Origin of the sequence: Streptomyces sp. NPDC127190, assembly GCF_042672505.1 — a bacterium.
GTDB lineage: Bacteria > Actinomycetota > Actinomycetes > Streptomycetales > Streptomycetaceae > Streptomyces.
Map to the genome: position 1 here is coordinate 368,294 of NZ_JBHXVE010000001.1, position 19,145 is coordinate 387,438.

At 73.3% G+C, this 19,145-nt stretch carries 11 protein-coding genes; 9 read left to right on the forward strand and 2 right to left on the reverse strand.

Going from position 1 to position 19,145, the window contains the following annotated elements; all coding sequences use genetic code 11:
- Nucleotides 1-151: 151 nt before the first annotated feature.
- A complete protein-coding gene (locus tag ACFVIU_RS01600) occupies nucleotides 152-1,516 on the reverse strand; it encodes a cation:dicarboxylate symporter family transporter (protein ID WP_385840310.1) in 1,365 nt (454 codons plus the stop codon).
- Between the two features lie 165 nt (nucleotides 1,517-1,681).
- On the opposite strand from ACFVIU_RS01600, the gene ACFVIU_RS01605 reads away from it, so the two are divergent.
- From ACFVIU_RS01605 to ACFVIU_RS01630, 6 genes are all read left to right on the forward strand, one after another.
- Nucleotides 1,682-3,310: an ATP-binding protein gene (locus ACFVIU_RS01605; protein WP_385839886.1), complete on the forward strand. Its 1,629-nt coding sequence runs from the start codon at nucleotides 1,682-1,684 to the stop codon at nucleotides 3,308-3,310.
- Entirely contained in the window at nucleotides 3,307-4,008 is a 702-nt protein-coding gene (locus ACFVIU_RS01610; RefSeq protein ID WP_385839887.1) for a response regulator, read from the forward strand. Before ACFVIU_RS01605 ends, ACFVIU_RS01610 begins: the two co-directional genes overlap by 4 nt.
- Before the next feature lie 174 nt (nucleotides 4,009-4,182).
- Nucleotides 4,183-4,869, forward strand: coding sequence for a helix-turn-helix domain-containing protein (locus ACFVIU_RS01615; protein ID WP_385839888.1), 687 nt, complete (start codon nucleotides 4,183-4,185; stop codon nucleotides 4,867-4,869).
- A 191-nt stretch (nucleotides 4,870-5,060) separates the two neighbouring features.
- On the forward strand, nucleotides 5,061-11,423 hold the full coding sequence (locus ACFVIU_RS01620) for an amino acid adenylation domain-containing protein (protein WP_385839889.1): 6,363 nt from the start codon (nucleotides 5,061-5,063) through the stop codon (nucleotides 11,421-11,423).
- A gap of 108 nt (nucleotides 11,424-11,531) precedes the next feature.
- Entirely contained in the window at nucleotides 11,532-11,741 is a 210-nt protein-coding gene (locus ACFVIU_RS01625) for an MbtH family protein (RefSeq protein WP_385839890.1), read from the forward strand.
- Between the two features lie 44 nt (nucleotides 11,742-11,785).
- Nucleotides 11,786-12,625 carry a methionyl-tRNA formyltransferase gene (locus ACFVIU_RS01630; protein WP_385839891.1) on the forward strand — a complete coding sequence of 280 codons (840 nt, stop codon included), beginning with the start codon at nucleotides 11,786-11,788 and terminating at the stop codon, nucleotides 12,623-12,625.
- Between the two features lie 359 nt (nucleotides 12,626-12,984).
- On the opposite strand, the gene ACFVIU_RS01635 is transcribed toward ACFVIU_RS01630, so the two are convergent.
- Complete coding sequence (locus ACFVIU_RS01635) at nucleotides 12,985-14,010, reverse strand: ATP-dependent 6-phosphofructokinase (protein WP_385839892.1); 1,026 nt, start codon at nucleotides 14,008-14,010, stop codon at nucleotides 12,985-12,987.
- Between the two features lie 209 nt (nucleotides 14,011-14,219).
- Between ACFVIU_RS01635 and pta the strand changes: the two genes are divergently transcribed.
- From pta to pyk, 3 genes are all read left to right on the forward strand, one after another.
- On the forward strand, nucleotides 14,220-16,295 hold the full coding sequence (gene pta / locus ACFVIU_RS01640; RefSeq protein WP_385839893.1) for a phosphate acetyltransferase: 2,076 nt from the start codon (nucleotides 14,220-14,222) through the stop codon (nucleotides 16,293-16,295).
- 28 nt (nucleotides 16,296-16,323) lie between these two features.
- Nucleotides 16,324-17,532: an acetate kinase gene (locus ACFVIU_RS01645; protein WP_385839894.1), complete on the forward strand. Its 1,209-nt coding sequence runs from the start codon at nucleotides 16,324-16,326 to the stop codon at nucleotides 17,530-17,532.
- Between the two features lie 84 nt (nucleotides 17,533-17,616).
- The gene (gene pyk / locus ACFVIU_RS01650; RefSeq protein ID WP_385839895.1) at nucleotides 17,617-19,041 is read left to right on the forward strand and encodes a pyruvate kinase; all 1,425 of its coding nucleotides are present in this window, start codon (nucleotides 17,617-17,619) and stop codon (nucleotides 19,039-19,041) included.
- Nucleotides 19,042-19,145: the final 104 nt, after the last annotated feature.

Below are 19,145 nucleotides of genomic sequence, written 5' to 3' on the forward strand. Positions count from 1 at the left end.
GGCCGGGATTTATCGGGGGGGGGTTGACGGGTTTGCGGGTGGCCGTGGCCCGCGGGTTGGCTTGGGTGGGGTTTCCCCCCCCCCGGGGGGGGCGGGCCCCCGGGGCGGGGGTCCCCGCCGGGCCGGACGTCCGGAGCACAGGGGGTCCTGGCTAGGCCTTCGCCAGCTCGCCCTCGCGGGGCTCGGCCGGCTCGGCCGCCGGGTCCTCGTCCATCAGGGTCGTCTCGTCGAACGGCAGCTCGCCGGCGAGCACCCGCTGCACCCGGGCCGTGTCGATCTCCTTGGTCCAGGTGCCGATCAGCACCGTGGCCACCGCGTTGCCCGCGAAGTTCGTCAGCGCCCGCGCCTCGCTCATGAAGCGGTCGATGCCGACGATCAGCCCGACGCCGTCGACCAGCGCCGGCTTGTGCGACTGGAGACCGCCCGCCAGCGTGGCGAGACCGGCCCCGCTGACGCCCGCCGCGCCCTTGGACGCCAGCAGCAGGAACAGCAGCAGCGGGATCTGCTCGCCCAGGGACATCGGCGTGCCCAGCGCGTCCGCGATGTACAGCGACGCCATGGTCATGTAGATCATCGTGCCGTCGAGGTTGAAGGAGTAGCCGGTCGGCACGGTGATGCCGACGACCGGCTTGCTGATGCCCAGGTGCTCCATCTTGGCGATCAGCCGCGGCAGCGCCGACTCGGAGGAGGAGGTGGACAGGATCAGCAGGAACTCCCGGCCCAGGTACCTGAAGAGGGAGAAGACGTTCAGCCCCGAGACGATCCGCAGCACCGCACCGAGCACGATGAAGACGAACAGGAAGCAGGTGAGGTAGAAGCCCGCCATCAGCACGGCGAGGCTCTTCAGCGCGTCCAGGCCGGCCGAGCCGGTCACCGCGGCGATGGCGCCGAACGCACCGACCGGCGCGGCCCACATGACCATGGACAGGATGCGGAAGACCAGCCGCTGGATGTGCTCGACGCCCCGCAGCACCGGCTGCCCGACCGGGCCCATCGCCTGGAGCGCGAACCCGGCGAGCAGGGCGACCAGCAGCGTCTGGAGCACCTGGCCCTCGGTGAAGGCGGACACGAAGCTGGTCGGAATGATCGACAGCACGAAGTCCACCGGCGGCAGCGCGTCGCTGGAGACCTGGGCGTGCCCGGTCTGCTTGAGCGCGGCGGTCAGATGCAGTCCGGCACCCGGGTGCAGCACATTGCCGACGAGGAGGCCGATGGCGAGCGCGACCAGCGACATCACCAGGAAGTAGCCGAGGGCGATACCGCCGACGGCGCCCACCTTCGCCGCCTTCCGCACCGAACCGATGCCGAGCACGATCGTGCAGAAGATGATCGGCGAGATCATCATCTTGATCAGGTTCACAAAGCCGGTGCCCAGCGGCTTCAGCTGGACCGCGGCATCGGGCCAGATGAGACCCACGGCGATCCCGAGCGCGACCGCCACGATGACGGCGATGTACAGGTAATGGGTCCGGTCCCGCTTCACGCGGGGTGCGGCAGGTGCCGTATCGGGGATCATGGCGGCCACGACTGCCCTCCTTGACGTCTTCGTCGGTTCAACAACCGGCGTGCGGCTCACGTCCGGGCGTTGTTCGGGGAATGCCGTGACTATCTCCCGGCCTGTGAGGGCGGTCACCCTTCCGTTCATTTAGTTCACACTTAACCGGAGAGGCACACTGCTGACATGCGCGTTCCCGCCCTTCCCCGCCCCCGCAGCCTGGCCGGCCAGCTGTTCGCCGTGCAGGCCGTGCTGGTCGCGGTCGTGGTGGCCGGGTACGCGCTGTTCACCTACGTCAGCGACCAGCGGCAGGCCGAGGAGTCCGCCGCCCGGCAGGCCACCGCGGTGGCCCGCTCGATCGCCGACTCCCCCTCGGTCCGCGAGGCGATCCGCACCCCCGACCCGAGCGCCCGCCTGGAGCCGTACGCCCTCCAGGTGATGCGGGACGCGGACGTCGACTTCGTGACGATCATGAATCCGTCCGGCATCCGCTGGACCCACCCCGACCCGAGGCAGATCGGCAAGCGCTTCCTCGGCACCATCGGCCCCGCCCAGCGCGGACACACGTTCACCGAGACCTACACCGGCACCCTCGGCCCGTCCGTCCGCGCGGTGACCCCGGTGTACTCGGGCGGCCGGGTCGTCGGCCTGGTGAGCGCCGGCATCAAGGTGCAGACGATCAGCGAGCACATCCAGGACCAGGTCACGGCGCTGCTCGGGGTGGCCGGCGGCACGCTGGTGCTGGGCGCGGTCGGCACCTATGTCGTCAACGCCCGGCTGCGCCGCCACACCCACGGCATGAACGCCACCGAGCTGAGCCGGATGCACGACTACCACCAGGCCGCGCTGCACGCGGTCCGCGAGGGCCTGCTCATGCTCGACGGGCAGTACCGGGTGGCCCTCATCAACGACGGCGGCCGGGAGCTGCTGGGCGTGGGCGAGGCGGCGGACGTGGTGGGCCGCTCGGTGGCCGACCTGGACCTCCCGGCCCCGCTGACCGGCGCGCTGCTGTCCTCGCAGCCCCGGGTGGACGAGGTGCATCTGACCGCGTCCCGGGTGCTGGTGGTGAACACCTCGCCGGTGTCCGGCGGGGAGCACCGAGGTACGGTCGTCACCCTCCGCGATGTCACCGAACTCCAGTCGCTGATGGGTGAGTTGGACTCGGAGCGCGGCTTCACCCAGGCCCTGCGCTCACAGGCCCACGAGGCCGCGAACCGGCTGCACACGGTCGTGTCGCTGATCGAGCTGGGGCGGGCCGAGGAGGCGGTGGAGTTCGCCACGGCCGAGCTGGAGCTGGCCCAGGCGCTGACCGACCAGGTGGTCGCGGCGGTCAGTGAGCCGGTGCTGGCGGCCCTGCTGCTGGGCAAGACGGCCCAGGCCAACGAGCGGGGCGTGGAGCTGGTGGTGTCCCCGGACAGCCGGCTGGACGACGGACTGCTGCCCGCCGATCTGTCCGCCCGCGACCTGGTGACCATCCTCGGCAACCTGATCGACAACGCGGTGGACGCGGCGCAGGGCGGCGCCGGGGCGCGGGTGACCGTGACGGCGTACGCCTCGGAGGCCGAAGTGGTGCTCCGGGTCGCCGACACGGGCCCGGGGGTCGACCCGGCCCATGCCGACCTGGTATTCCAACGGGGGTTCTCGACGAAACCGGCCGGACCGGACGGCCGGGGGCTCGGGCTGGCCCTGGCCCGGCAGGCGGTCACCCGTCACGAGGGCACGTTGACGGTGGCGGAGTCCGGAGCAGAGGGCGAGGGCGGTGCGGTGTTCGAGGCGCGGTTGCCGCTGCGGTCGGCGGCGGGTGACGGCAGATGACCCCGGAGCAGGGGGCCGCGCAGCCGATCCGGGTCCTGGTGGTCGAGGACGACCCGGTCGCCGCCGACGCGCACGTGCTGTACGTCGGCCGGGTCCCCGGCTTCGTCGCCGTCGGCAAGGCGCACACCGGCGCGGAGGCGCGCCGCGTCCTGGACCGTACGCCGGTCGATCTGCTGCTGCTGGACCTGCACCTGCCCGATGTGCACGGGCTCCAGTTCGCGCGCTCCCTGCGGGCGGCCGGACATCACGCGGACGTCATAGCGGTGACCTCGGCCCGCGATCTGGCGGTGGTGCGGGAGGGTGTCTCGCTCGGTGTCGTCCAGTACGTCCTGAAGCCCTTCACCTTCGCCACGCTGCGCGACCGTCTGACCCGCTACGCCGAGTTCCGGGCGGCCGTGGGCGAGGCGAGCGGCCAGGACGAGGTGGACCGGGCGCTGGCGGCGCTGCGGGCGCCGTCGCCCGCGGCGCTGCCGAAGGGGCTGAGCGGGCCCACCCTGGAGCGGGTGATCTCGGCGCTGCGGGAGGCGGCGGAGGGGCTCACGGCGACGGGGCTGGCGGAAACGGTGGGAATCTCGCGGATCACGGCCCGCCGGTATCTGGAACACCTCGTGGAGACCTCCCGCGCCGCCCGCAGCCCGCAGTACGGGCAGGTGGGGCGCCCGGAGCTGGTCTACCGGTGGATGCCGCAGGGGCGCTGAGGCGCCGGACACTCCCGGGCGGGCCGTCAAGGGAGGAACGGAAGAGGTGTTCCGTCCGTTACACACGGAACGCGCCCTACATACCGAACGGCCGGAACTGTGCATTCAGACAATCGGTGATCCTGTCCGAACAGACCGTAGCCATCCCGTCACCGCGCCTCTAGCTTGTGCGGGGTGCGCCAACCCTCAGCTCCCCCCTTCAACGCTCCCGCGGCCCGCCGGCTGCGCGCCGCGCTCGGCATGGGCCCCGAGCATGTCGCGTACGGCATGCGGGCCTCGTACGGACTGCCCTATGTCACCCCCGACCTCGTGATCGCCTGGGAACGCGGCGTCGCCGCCCCGAGCAGCCCCGAACTCACCGCCCTGGCAGGGGTGTTGTGGTGTTCCGCGGGTGAACTGATCGGCAGCCCGCAGACCCTGCGCGAGCACCGCATCGCCCGGGGCGTCGCCCCCGAGGACGTCGCCCGTGCCGTCGGCCTGGACCTGCGCGCGTATCTGCGCATGGAGGACAGCGGCCAGTGGCGCGGCAACGAACGCCAGTCCGCCGCGCTCGCGCGGGTGCTGGACCTGTCCGTGCCCGACTTCGTGTCCGTCACCGGCCGGGAGGCGAAGCTGGCCGAGCTGCTGCGCAGCGCGGTGACCACCCGCTGGCAGGCCTATGTGCGGCCGGTGGCGAAGCTGGCACCCGTCGACCGCGGCGCGCTGGAGGCCGCCCTCCAGGAGCTGCACCAGGACTACCAGGGCCATATGGCCGCCACCCTCAGCTGGGGCGGCGGCACCAGCAGCGCCAGCGAGTCCGGCCGGGAGTTCCTCGACCGGATCGTGGAGCACTTCTGGGCGGCGGTGGAGAAGGGCGGCTGAGCGGGCCGGGGGCGCGCGGCGAGGCGTGTACCACCCCCGGCCGGAACGTGCGGCCGAACTTCTCGGCGGTGTACGGGAGTTGCGTGGGCAGGGGGCGCAAAGGCTGCTGCGCACCCGATCGGATGGTCCCTCTACGCCATCCGGGTGACAGCCGGAAGGGGGCGCACGTCGCTGCGCTTTGGATGACCTTCATGATCCTTTCAGCAGCGATGCGGGCGCCCGCCTACCCGGTCGACGACACCGGTGCCCCCCTGCCCGTGCACCGCGCCGTCGCCACCGCCGCAGCCCGCGAACCGGACCGGCCCGCGGTCGTGGAGGAGGGCGGCAGAACCTGGTCGTACCGCGAACTCTGCGTCTGGGCAGGTGAGTTGTCCGTCCGGCTGCGCGAGGCCGGCGTCGGTCCGGGGGCTGCGGTCGCGCTGCGGCTGCCGCGCTCCGCGGGGCTGGTCGCCTCGTTGCTCGCGGTCTTCGACACCGGCGCCGCCGCCGTGGTGCTGGATCCGCGGACGCCGGCCGAGCGGCTGACGGCCGTCGAGACCGACGCGGAATGCGCGGCGGTGCTCGTGCCGGCCGGGGAGGCCGCTCGCCCCGGCGGTCCGCGGCCCGTCACCGTGGCCGCTTCTCCCAAGGCGGCCGCCCGCGCGGCCGGGACACCGAGCCCGGCCGTACCGGACGGCGAACTCGACCGGGTGGCCTGTGTGTTCTACACCTCGGGGTCCACCGGCCGCCCCAAGGGCGTCCAGGTCACCCACCGCAACCTGGGGAGCTTCGCCGCCGACCCGCACTGGGACGGCCCCGGTCACCGGGTCACGGCGCTGGTCTCCGCGCTCGGTTTCGACGCGCTCAGCCATGATCTGTGGCTGCCGCTCACCCGGGGCGGCACCGTGGTCGTCCCGGCCGAGGACCGGGTGGACGCGCACCGGCTGGCCGCCCTGGTCGCCGCGCACGGCGTCACCGGCGTCTTCCTCACCACCGCCTGGTTCAACCAGATCGCCGCGGACGACCCGGGCGCGCTGCGCGGGCTGCACACGGTGCTCACCGGTGGCGAGGCCGCCGACCCGCGGGCGTTCACCCAGGTCCGGGCCGCGTGTCCGCACCTGGCGCTCGGCCATGTCTACGGGCCGACCGAGTGCACCACCTTCACCACCCTGCACCCCCTGCCGCCCGGGCAGCGGGTACCCGAGGCTCGGGTGCCGATCGGTACCGGGCTGCCCGGGGCCGTCGTACGACTGCTCGGTCCCGACCTGGCCGAGGTGCCCGCCGGCGAGCCCGGCGAGGTGTACGTCGCCGGTGAACAAGTTGCCCGGGGCTACCTGGGCCGGTCCGGCCTGACCGCCGAACGCTTCGTCGCCGACCCCTACGGACCGGCCGGTGCCCGCATGTACCGCACGGGTGACCTCGCCGTGCGCGGGTCCGACGGTGCGCTGGAGTACCTGGCGCGCGACGACGACCAGGTCAAGATCCGCGGGCACCGGATCGAGCCGGGCGAGGTGCGGGCCGCCCTGGCCGCCCTGCCCGGGGTCGCCCGGGCCGTCGTGGTCGCGACGGACGGGCGCCTGGTCGGCTACGCGGTGCCCGGACGCGACCGGGCCGGCGTCACCGGGGAGGATCTGCGCGCCCGGCTTAGCCGGGTGCTGCCCGAATACATGGTGCCCGCCGCCGTGCTGCTGATCGACGAGATCCCGCTGACCGTCAACGGCAAGGTGGACCGGGCGGCGCTGCCCGCACCCGCCGCCGTGCGGGCCGGTGCCGGTACGGCACGCACGCCCGCCGAGCGGGCGCTGTGCGCGGCCTTCGCGGAAGTGCTCGGCCTGCCCGAGACCGGTACCGACGACGACTTCTTCGCCCTCGGCGGCGACAGCATCACCGCGATGCGCCTGGTCAGCCGGGTACGCCGGGAGAACGTGGCCATCAGCTCGCAGGACGTCTTCCGGCTGCGCACCCCCGGAGCCCTGGCCGCCGCCGCGCAGGCGGCGGCTCCGGCCGCGGACCTGCTGCACCAGTCGGCCACCGGCGGGCTGGAGCTGCCGCCGATCGCGCTGTGGCTGCGTGAACAGGGCGACGGCGTCGAGGAGTTCGTCCAGTCGGTGCTGGTGGAGACGCCGCCCGGTCTGGAGCGCGGGGCGCTCGTGGCGGCCCTGCAAGCGGTGCTCGACCGGCACGACGCCCTGCGTACCCGGCTCCCCGACCCGTCCCCCGCGGCCGTGTGGCAGCCCGAGGTGCTGCCCCCGGGCGAGGTGGCGGCGAGCGCCCTGCTGGACGTGGTGGACGTGCGGGAGCTGCCGGACGCCCCCGCCCCCGGCACGGTCCGGGACGCGGTCGGCCACGCCATGCGGACGCTGGACCTGCCCGCGGGGCGGACCCTGCGCGCGGTGTGGTGGGACGCGGGCCCCGCACGACCGGGCCGGCTGCTGCTGGCCGTGCACCACCTGGTGGTGGACGGGGTCTCCTGGCAGGTGCTCACCCAGGACCTGGCGCGGGCCGCCGAGGACCCGCACACGCTGGGCGCCTGGGGCGCGGCCACCCCGTACCGCCGCTGGGTGCGGACGCACAACGCCCGGGCCGAAAGCGCCGCAGTGCTGGCGACGCTGGCGCACTGGCAGGCGGCGAGCGTCCCGGCGGCCACGCCGTGGCCGGCGCGCGGGCCGCTCGATCCCGCGCTGGACACCCTCGCCACCTCCCGCTCCCTGGAGTCGGTGCTGCCCCCCGAGGTCGGCCGGGCCCTGCTCACCACGGCCCCGGCACACTACGGCGCCACGACGCAGGAGCTTCTGCTCGCCGCGCTGGCGGTGGCCACTGCCCGGCGCGGCGGCTCCCGGACCCTGGTCCTGGACACCGAGGGGCACGGCCGGGACGCCGTGGCGGGCGGCCCGGACACCGACGTCTCCGCCACGGTCGGCTGGTTCACCTGCATGTTCCCGGTCCGTCTGGAGTGCCCCCGGCAGGCGGCCCGGCCCGCGGCGGACCCCGCCGCACAGGACGCGGCCCTCGCCGACGCCGTGCGTGCCGTACGGGAGCAGTGGCAGCGGGTGCCGCAGGACCGCGCCTCGTACGGGCTGCTGCGCCACCTGCATCCGCAGGCCGCCGGTCTGCTGGCCGCCGCACCGGGCCGGCCGGTGCTCTTCAACTACCTGGGCCGGTACGCCGTTCCGGGCCGCGACCCCTGGCCGTACGCCGCCGAGGCACCCGTGCTGGGCATCCACCGGGCCGCCCGGCAGCCCTTGTCCCACCCGTTGGAGATCAACGCCGTCGTCGACGAGCGCACCGGGGAGCCGTTGCTGACCGCTGTCTGGCGCTGGTCGGCGCGTCTGGTGGACAGCGACGACGCGGCGGGCCTGGCGACGGAATGGGCCGATGTGCTCGCCGCCCTCGCCCGCGCCGCGGACACCGGTACGCGCCCGCGGGCCGGCGCGCCGGCCGTGCCCGCGCAGCGCGCGGAGGAACAGTGGCCCTGCTCCCCGCTCCAGGAGGGGCTGCTCTACCACGCCCACAAGGGCGAGGGCGCCGCGGATCCCTACCACGTCCAGACCGTGCTCGACCTGGAAGGACCGGTGGACGCAGCCGCACTGCGGCTGGCGCTGTCCCTGCTCACCGACCGGCATCCGGCCCTGCGGGCCGGGTTCCGGTGGAACGGCCGGGGCGGGGCGGAGCAGCGTGTGCCGGAGACGGTCACGGTCCCGCTGCGGGAGGCCGACCTCACGCGGCTGCCCGAGGCCGACCGCCGGCGCGCCGCCGACGAGGAGGCCCGCCGGGACCGGGACGAACCGTTCGACCTGGCCGTGCCGCCGCTGCTGCGGGCCGTGCTGCTGCGCCTGGGCGAGGGGCGCTCCCGGCTGCTGCTGAGCTACCACCACATCCTCATGGACGGCTGGTCGATGCAGGTGGCCCTCGCCGACCTGGCCGAGCTGTACGGCCGGGCCGCCGCGGGCGCCGTGCCCCGGCCCGCCGCGCGGCCGTCCGCGCTCGCCTATCTGCGGCACCTGGCCGGCCAGGACGTCGCGTTGGCGGCCAAGCACTGGCAGGCGCTGCTCGGCGGCGTGACCGAGCCGACGCTGCTGACGCCGCCGGGCGGCGGGGAGCAGACCCGCCCGCACACGGTGCTGCTCGAGCTGCCGGCCGAACGCACGGCCGCTCTGCGGGCGCGGGCGCGCGAGCGGGCGCTGTCCCTGAACACCCTGGTGCTCGGCGCCTGGGCGCTGGTCCTGGCCCAGCTGACCGGGCGCACCGACGTGGTGTTCGGCACGGTCGTCGCCGACCGTCCGCCCCATCTGCCCGGCGTCGAGTCCATGGTCGGGCTGATGAACAACGCCGTGCCGGTACGGGTGGACACCGCGGCGGCCGGCGACCGGGGCGGCCTGCTGACGGCCCTCCAGGAGCAGCGGACCGCGATGATGCCCTTCCAGCACCTGGGCCTGGCGGAGATCATCCGGGCCGCCGGGCTGCGCGAGCTCTTCGACACCGTCGTCGTACTGGAGACGTACACCGACTCCTTCGCCACGCGGTGGGGAGCGGACCTGCGGGTGACGTCCAGCCGGGTGGAGAACGGCACGCACTACCCGCTGTGCGTGCTGGTCTCGCCCGGCGAGCGGATGACGGTCCGGGTGCAGTACCGGCCGGAGAGGCTCGGCGAGGCCGGCGCCCGGGACATCGGCGCACGGTTCGTCGACGCCCTGGACGCGCTCGCCGCCGACCTCTTCGTGCCTGCCACGCACCCGGTCGCGGCGGCCCGGCCCCGGGCGGCCGGGCGGCCGCCCGCCCAGGTGCCGGCCCCGGTGCCGGTGCTGGAGCGGTTCGCGGCGCAGGTACGCGCGGCCCCCCGGCGGGCGGCCGTGGTGGACGACCGCGGGGTGCTGGACTACCAAGGCCTGGACGCGGCCTCGGACCGGCTCGCCGGGGAACTGGCCGCCCGCGGCATCGGTCCCGAGGACGTCGTCGCCCTGTGCCTGCGGCGCGGCCGGGACGCGGTGACCGCGATGCTCGCGGTGCTCAAGGCCGGCGCCGCCTATCTGTGGCTGGACCCGCGCCACCCCGCTCCCCGGGTGGCGGCGCAGGCCGCCGAGGGGCGCCCGGCACTGCTCGTCCGGCAACCGGAGTTCGACGAGGCCCTGGCGCTCGTGGACGCCGCCGTGCCGCGGATGGCGCTGGAACCCCACCAGGTGTCCTCCGAGCCGCTGCCCGGCGGCGGCCGGGTCCGGCCCGCGCGGCTGCCCGGCCACCCGGCCTATGTGGTGCACACCTCCGGGACGCAGGGAAAGCCGAAGGCCGTGGTGATGCCCGGCGCCGCCATGGACCGGCTGGTGGACTGGCACGAGCGGCGCTTCCCGGCCGAACCGGGCGCGGTCACGGCCCAGTTCACCTCGATGGCGTTCGACGTCGCCACCCAGGAGGTGCTCACCGCCCTGTGCACGGGGCGGACGCTGGCCGTCCCGGACGCGGACACCCGTGCCGACGCCGCCGCCTGGGCCGCCTGGCTGCGCAGGCACCGCGTGACCGAGCTGTTCGCCCCGACCCCCGTGCTGGCGGCGCTGTGCGAGTTCGCCGACGGGGAGCGGGAGTCGCTGCCCGACCTGCGGCACCTGGTGCAGGCCGGTGAGGCGCTGGTCGTCGGACCGCAGCTGCGCGCCCTGTGCGCGAGCGGCGGCAAACGCCTGCACAACCACTACGGCCCGGCCGAGACGCACGTGGTGACCGCCGCCGAGGTCACCGGGGACCCGGCCGACTGGCCCGCGCGCCCCGGCATCGGCGCTCCGGTGCCCGGATCCCGGGTGATGCTGCTGGACGCGGGGCTGCGGCCGGTCCCCGACGGACTGGCCGGCGAGCTGTACCTGGCGGGTGACCAGGTGGCCCGCGGCTATCTGGGCCGGCCGGGGCAGACCTCCGCCCGGTTCGTCGCCGACCCCTGGGGGCCGCCCGGCTCCCGGATGTACCGCACGGGCGACCTGGCCCGCAGGCTCCCGGACGGCACGCTGGAGTTCACCGGCCGCAACGACGACCAGGTCAAGATCCGCGGGCACCGGATCGAGCCGGACGAGGTGCGGGCCGCCCTGGCCGCGCTGCCCGGTGTGGTGCAGGCCGCCGTGGTGGCCGGGCCGGACGGACGCGGCGGCAAGGAACTCACCGGGTACGCGGTGGGCTCGTCGGAGACCGGTGCACCCCTGGAGGGGGGCGCCCTGCGCGACGCGCTGGCCCGGGTGCTGCCGGACTTCATGCTGCCCGCCCGGGTGATGGTGCTGGACCGCATGCCGCTCACCGTGAACGGCAAGGTGGACCGCCGGGCCCTGCCCGAGCCCCAGCGCGTCCCGGCCGCGCTGCGCGCGCCGCGCACATCGGCCGAGCGGGTGGTGACCGAGGCGTACGCCGGCGTCCTGGGCCTGGAGCGGGTCGGCATCGACGACAACTTCTTCGACCTGGGCGGGCATTCGCTGCTCGCGGCCCGGCTGCTCCAGCGCCTGCGGGAACACTTCGGCCCCGCGGTCACCCTGGACCAGGTGATGCGGCGGGCCACCCCGGCAGCTCTGGCCGCCACCCTCACGCCGCTACCCGCACGCGGCTGAGCGGGGGCCGGTCCCGGCCCGGAACGGCAGGGACCGGCCGCGCCCCTGAATGCCCCCGACACCCTTCAACGCCCTTCGACGCCCTCAGCGGCCCTTCCGAGGAGACCCATGAACCCCTTCGACGACCCCGACGGCGCGTTCCTCGTGCTCGCCAACGACGAGGATCAGCACAGCCTCTGGCCCGCCCACGTCGCCGTCCCGGACGGCTGGCGCGAGGTGCACCCCCGCGCCGACCGGGCCACCTGCCTGGCCTGGGTCGAGGCGTCCTGGACCGACCTGCGGCCGCGTTCGCTGCGGACCGCCGGGGCAGCCCGATGACCGCCCCGGACACGCCCGGGGCGCCGGCGCCGTGCGATCAGGAGATGCCCGCGCTGCGCGTCGCCGTCGTGGCGGCGCTGCCCCAGACCGCTCCCCCGCTGGTGGAGGCGGTGCACACCCTGGGGCACCGGGTCCCGGTCGTGATCGGCTACCGGCGCCCTGCCGACTGGCCCGGGCATGTGCTCGGCGAGCACGACCTGCCGCCGGGGGTGGACCTGGCCGTTCCGTCCCGGATGGAATCGGTCGCCGGGCTCCTGCGCGCCTACGACGTGGACGTGGCCGTCAGCTACGGGTACCCGAGGAAGCTGCCCGCCGCCGCCGTGGCCGCCCCCCGCCTGGGAACGGTCAACTGCCACCCCTCCGACCTGCCCTCCTACCGGGGCCCGAACCCGGTGGGATGGGCCGTGCGCAACGGCGAACGCACGATCGGCGTGACCTGGCACCGGATGGACGCGGAGCTGGACACCGGCTCCGTGCTGGCCCGTACGAGGATCGCCCTGGACGACCGGGTCTGGTCGTTCACCGGAGTCAACTCGCTGGTGCTGCACGCCGCTTCGGAGATGCTGCCGCAGGTGCTGCGGCGGCTGGCGCGCGGGGAGGAAGGCGAACCGCAGCCGCGGCGCGAGGGCTCCTGGGCCGGGTTCTTCTCGGAGGACTACGCCACGGTGGACTGGTCCGCGCCCGCCGCGCACATCCACACCCAGGTGCGCGCGTGGAACATCGCCGGCCATCACCCCCGCGTGCAGGGGCCGGTGGCGGTGATCGACGGGACGCGGTGGCGGCTGCGCCGGACCACGCTGGAACAGCCGCCACCGGGTACCGGGCGCCGCGTCACGTGCGGCACCGGCGACGTGTGGGTCCTGGCCGCCGACCCGCTGGACTAGGGCCTTTCTTTCGGATCAGGTCGGCTGCGGTGGCGGTGCCTTCTCGGCCGACCCGAGCGGGGTCATGGGGGTGCCCCCTGCTCATGGGGGTCCCCCCGCTCGAGCGGAGCCGAGAGTGGGGGAGGAGTCGAGAGCTTGGGGGAGCGTGCAGATGCAAGGCGGAGGAGGGAGTCGACGCGGAGCGATGGGGGTCCCCCCGCGCGAGCGAAGCCGAGCGTGGGGGAGTCGGCGAGGGACGACAACGCCGCAGATGTGCGTGCCAGGGCCCGCGACGCCGACAAGATCCGAAAGAGAGGCCCTAGGAGGGGCAGGGGACGGGCAGCACCCGCCGGCGCTGCCCGTCCGAGTCGCGAGGCCTGCTAGAAGACCGACTCCGCCTCGTCCATCCGGTCCTTCGGGACCGTCTTCAGCTCGGTGACCGCCTCCGCGAGCGGCACCATGACGACATCGGTGCCGCGCAGCGCGGTCATCTTGCCGAAGTCGCCGCGGTGCGCCGCCTCGACGGCGTGCCAGCCGAAGCGGGTGGCGAGGACCCGGTCGTAGGCGGTGGGCACACCACCGCGCTGGACGTGGCCGAGGATGACCGGCTTGGCCTCCTTGCCGAGGCGCCGCTCCAGCTCGTACGCGAGGGCGGTGCCGATGCCCTGGAAGCGCTCGTGGCCGTACTGGTCGATCTCGCCCTTGCCGTAGTCCATGCTGCCCTCGGCCGGGTGGGCGCCCTCGGCGACGCAGATGACGGCGAACTTCTTGCCCCGGGCGAAGCGTTCCTCGACCATCTTGACCAGGTCGGCGGGGTCGAAGGGACGCTCGGGCAGGCAGATGCCGTGGGCGCCGGCGGCCATGCCGGACTCCAGGGCGATCCAGCCGGCGTGCCGGCCCATGACCTCGACGACCATCACCCGCTGGTGGGACTCGGCGGTGGTCTTCAGGCGGTCCATGGCCTCCGTGGCCACGCCGACGGCGGTGTCGAAGCCGAAGGTGCGGTCGGTGGAGGAGATGTCGTTGTCGATCGTCTTGGGGACGCCCACGACGGGCAGGCCCGCGTCGGACAGCATGCGGGCCGCGGTCAGCGTGCCCTCGCCGCCGATCGGGATCAGCGCGTCGATGCCGAACTCCTCGACCATGTCGGTGGCCCGGGTGCAGGCCTCGCGCAGCCGGTCGCGCTCCAGCCGGGAGGAGCCGAGGATGGTGCCGCCGCGGGCCAGGATGCCGCTGACCGCGTCCAGGTCGAGGGCGCGGTAGTGGCGGTCGAGCAGACCGCGGTAGCCGTCCTCGAAGCCGATGACCTCGTCGCCGTACGTCGTCACGGCCCGGTGCACGACCGACCGGATCACGGCGTTCAGGCCGGGGCAGTCGCCGCCTGCGGTGAGAACTCCGATACGCATCGTGCTGTGTCTCCTGCTCGCTGTCGGTACCTGTGAGCCATGCCGATTCTTTCACGTCCGCCGGGCCGGTGGAGCTTTGACGGGCGCCTTATCCGGCCCCAGGGGTATTGTCAAGAGGGTTCCGCTCACCTCGGTGGGCGATTTTGCGGCTCTGACGACGACGTAGACGCATATATAAACGGACAAACGAGACGGATCGGAGTGCACACGTGACGCGCAGCGTGTACGTGACCGGGATCGACCGCGGTGACGGCCGCCAGGTCGTGGAGCTGGGAGTCATGGAGCTGCTGACCCGGCAGGTGGACCGGGTGGGCGTCTTCCGGCTGCTCGTCCACGACGGTCCCGACCGCCTGTTCGAGCTGCTGCGGGCGCGCTACCGCCTCTCCCAGGACCCCGCGACCGTCTACGGCATGGACTACCACGAGGCCTCCGCGCTCCAGGCCGAGCAGGGCACCGACGAGCTGGTCTCCGCCCTGGTCGACCGCTTCCACCTGGTGGCCCGGGACTACGACGTGGTGCTGGTCCTCGGCACCGACTTCGCCGACACCCAGCTGCCCGACGAGCTGGCCCTGAACGCCCGGCTCGCCAACGAGTTCGGCGCGTCCGTGATCCCGGTGGTGGGCGGCCGCAGGCAGACCGCCGAGTCCGTGCTCGCGGAGACCCGGAACGCCTACCGGGCCTACGACGGCCTCGGCTGCGACGTGCTCGCCATGGTCACCAACCGGGTCGCCCGCGAGGACCGCGACACCATCGCCGAGCGGCTCGCCAGCCGGCTTCCGGTCCCCTGCTACGTCGTCCCCGACGAGCCCGCCCTGTCCGCGCCGACCGTCTCCCAGATCGCGCACGCCCTCGGCGCCAAGGTGCTGCTCGGCGACGACTCCGGCCTCGCCCGGGACGCCCTGGACTTCGTCTTCGGCGGTGCGATGCTGCCCAACTTCCTGGCCGCCCTGACCCCGGGCTGCCTGGTCGTCACCCCGGGCGACCGCGCCGACCTGGTGGTCGGCTCGCTGGCCGCGCACAGCGCCGGCACCCCGCCGATAGCCGGCATGCTGCTCACCCTGAACGAGGTGCCGAGCGAGGAGATCCTCACCCTGGCCGCCCGGCTCGCCCCGGGCACCCCCGTCCTGTCGGTGACCGGCAACTCCTTCCCCACCGCCGAGCAGCTGTTCTCGATGGAGGGGAAGATGACCGCGGCCACCCCGCGCAAGGCGGAGACCGCGCTCGGCCTGTTCGAGCGGTACGCCGACACCGCCGACCTGGCCCGCCGGGTCTCGGCGCCGAGCAGCGACCGGGTCACCCCGATGATGTTCGAGCACAAGCTGCTGGAACAGGCCCGCGCCGACCGGCGCCGGGTGGTGCTGCCCGAGGGCACCGAGGAGCGGGTGCTGCACGCGGCCGAGGTGCTGCTGCGCCGGGGCGTCTGCGATCTGACCCTGCTCGGTCCCGCGGACCAGATCCGCAAGAAGGCCGCCGACCTCGGCATCGACCTGGGCGACACCCAGCTGATCGACCCGGCCACCAGCGAACTGCGCGACGCCTTCGCCGAGAAGTACGCGCAGCTGCGCGCCCACAAGGGCGTCACCGTGGAACTGGCCTACGACGTCGTCTCCGACGTGAACTACTTCGGCACCCTGATGGTCCAGGAGGGCCTGGCCGACGGCATGGTGTCCGGGTCCGTGCACTCCACCGCGGCCACCATCCGGCCCGCCTTCGAGATCATCAAGACCCGCCCGGAGTCGTCGATCGTCTCGTCCGTCTTCTTCATGTGCCTCGCCGACAAGGTGCTGGTCTACGGCGACTGCGCGGTCAACCCGGACCCGGACACGCAGGCGCTCGCGGACATCGCCATCCAGTCGGCGACCACGGCAGCGCAGTTCGGCGTGGAGCCGCGGATCGCGATGCTGTCGTACTCGACCGGTACGTCGGGTTCGGGCGCCGATGTGGACAAGGTGCGGGAGGCCACCGAGCTGGCCCGCGAGCGCCGGCCCGATCTGAAGATCGAGGGGCCGATCCAGTACGACGCGGCCGTGGAGCCGTCCGTCGCGGCGACCAAGCTGCCCGACTCGGACGTGGCCGGCCAGGCCACGGTCCTGATCTTCCCGGACCTCAACACCGGCAACAACACGTACAAGGCCGTACAGCGCTCGGCCGGCGCGATCGCGGTCGGCCCGGTGCTCCAGGGTCTGCGCAAGCCGGTCAACGACCTGTCCCGGGGCGCCCTCGTCCAGGACATCGTCAACACCGTCGCCATCACGGCGATCCAGGCCCAGACGCCCGCCAACTGACGTCCCCCACAGAGAGTTCTCGCACACCGTGACCGCGACCCGTGTCCTCGTCCTCAACTCCGGCTCCTCGTCGGTGAAGTACCAGCTCCTCGACATGCGCGACGAGAGCCGGCTCGCCGCCGGCCTGGTGGAGCGCATCGGCGAGCAGACCTCCCGGCTCAAGCACACCTGCCTCACCACCGGCGACACCCGCGAGCAGAGCGGGCCGATAGCCGACCACGACGCCGCGCTGAAGGCGGTCGCCGAGGAGCTGGCCCGGGACGGCATCGGCCTCGACTCGCCGGAGCTGGCCGCGATCGGCCACCGGGTGGTGCACGGCGGGATGTTCTTCACCGAGCCGACCGTCATCACCGACGAGGTGCTCACCGAGATCGAGCGGCTGATCCCGGTCGCCCCGCTGCACAACCCGGCCAACCTCACCGGCATCCGCACCGCCCAGGCGCTCCGCCCCGACCTGCCCCAGGTCGCCGTGTTCGACACCGCGTTCCACACGACGATGCCGGAGTCGGCGGCGCGCTACGCGATCGACCCGAAGATCGCCGACCGCCACCGCATCCGCCGCTACGGCTTCCACGGCACCTCGCACGCCTATGTCTCCCGGGAGACGGCGCGACTGCTGGGCAAGGACCCGTCCGAGGTGAACGTCATCGTGCTGCACCTGGGCAACGGCGCCTCGGCGTCCGCGGTGCGGGCGGGCCGGTGCGTGGACACCTCCATGGGCCTGACGCCACTGGAAGGCCTCGTGATGGGAACCCGCTCCGGTGATCTGGACCCGGCCGTCATCTTCCATTTGGCGCGGGTTGGCGGAATGTCCATGGACGAGATCGACACTCTTCTCAACAAGAGGAGCGGGCTGTTCGGCCTCTGCGGGGACAACGACATGCGGGAGATCCGCCGCCGGATCGACGAGGGCGACGAAGAGGCCGCCCTCGCCTTCGACATTTACATTCACCGGCTCAAGAAGTACATCGGCGCCTATTACGCCGTCCTCGGGGAGGTGGACGCGGTCGCGTTCACGGCCGGTGTCGGGGAGAACGCGGCGCCCGTGCGGGAGGCGGCGCTCGCCGGCCTCGGATCGCTGGGCCTGGCGGTCGACCCGGAGCGCAACGCGGTGCGCTCGGACGAGGCCCGGCTGATCTCTCCGGAGGGCGCCCGGGTGGCGGTGGCCGTGGTGCCGACGGATGAAGAACTGGAGATCGCGACGCAAGCCTACGCACTGGTCGGAAAGAACAACTGAATAGCACCTGAGCGGTGTCCCACTCATTTGTATCTTCCGCCAGACGGAATATTCCGTAGCGAAACAAACGGATAGGATCGCCCCATGCGCCGTTCGAAAATCGTCTGTACTCTCGGCCCCGCGGTCGACTCCCACGAGATGCTCGTCGCCATGATCGAGGCGGGCATGAATGTGGCCCGGTTCAACTTCAGCCACGGCACCCACGCCGAGCACCAGGCGCGGTACGACCGCGTCCGGGCCGCCTCCAAGGAGACCGGCCGCCCCATCGGCGTCCTCGCCGACCTCCAGGGCCCGAAGATCCGTCTGGAGACCTTCGCCGAGGGTCCGGTCGAGCTGGAGCGCGGTGACGAGTTCGTCATCACGACCGAGGACGTCCCGGGCGACAAGCACATCTGCGGTACGACGTACAAGGGACTGCCGGGCGATGTCTCGCGCGGTGACCAGGTCCTGATCAACGACGGCAACGTCGAGCTGAAGGTCCTGGACGTCGAGGGCCCCCGGGTGAAGACGATCGTCATCGAGGGCGGTGTCGTCTCCGACCACAAGGGCATCAACCTGCCCGGCGCGGCCGTCAACGTGCCCGCGCTGAGCGAGAAGGACGTCGAGGACCTGCGCTTCGCCCTCCGCATGGGCTGCGACATGGTCGCGCTGTCCTTCGTCCGGGACGCCAAGGACGTCCAGGACGTCCACCGCGTCATGGACGAGGAGGGCCGCCGGGTCCCGGTCATCGCCAAGGTGGAGAAGCCGCAGGCGGTGGAGAACATGGCGGACGTCGTCGCCGCGTTCGACGCCGTGATGGTGGCCCGTGGCGACCTGGCCGTCGAGTACCCGCTCGAGAAGGTCCCCATGGTGCAGAAGCGCCTGATCGAGCTGTGCCGGCGCAACGCCAAGCCGGTGATCGTCGCGACCCAGATGATGGAGTCGATGATCACCAACTCCCGCCCGACCCGCGCCGAGGCCTCCGACGTGGCCAACGCGATCCTGGACGGCGCCGACGCGGTCATGCTGTCGGCCGAGTCGAGCGTGGGCGCGTACCCGGTCGAGACGGTCAAGACCATGTCGAAGATCGTCGCCGCGGCCGAGCAGGAGCTGCTCTCCAAGGGCCTCCAGCCGCTGGTGCCGGGCAAGAAGCCGCGCACCCAGGGTGGTTCGGTGGCCCGTGCGGCCTGCGAGATCGCCGACTTCCTCGGCGGCAAGGGCCTGGTCGCGTTCACCAACTCCGGTGACACCGCGCGCCGTCTGTCCCGCTACCGCGCGACCCAGCCGATCATCGCCTTCACCACCGAGGAGTCCACCCGCAACCAGCTCACCCTGAGCTGGGGCGTGGAGTCGCACGTGGTGCCGTTCGTGCACACCACCGACGAGATGGTCGACCTGGTGGACCAGGAGGTCGCCAAGCTGGGCCGCTTCGACGCCGGCGACACGGTCATCATCACCGCCGGCTCGCCCCCCGGCGTGCCCGGCACCACCAACATGCTCCGCGTCCACCACCTGGGCGACCAGGGCTGAGCAGCGGACGGTCCCCGCGAGGGGCTGGTACGGCGCTGAGGGCGCCCCCCGGACTTCCAGGGGGGCGCCCTCAGCTGTGTGCGGCTCCCGAACGGGCTTGTGGG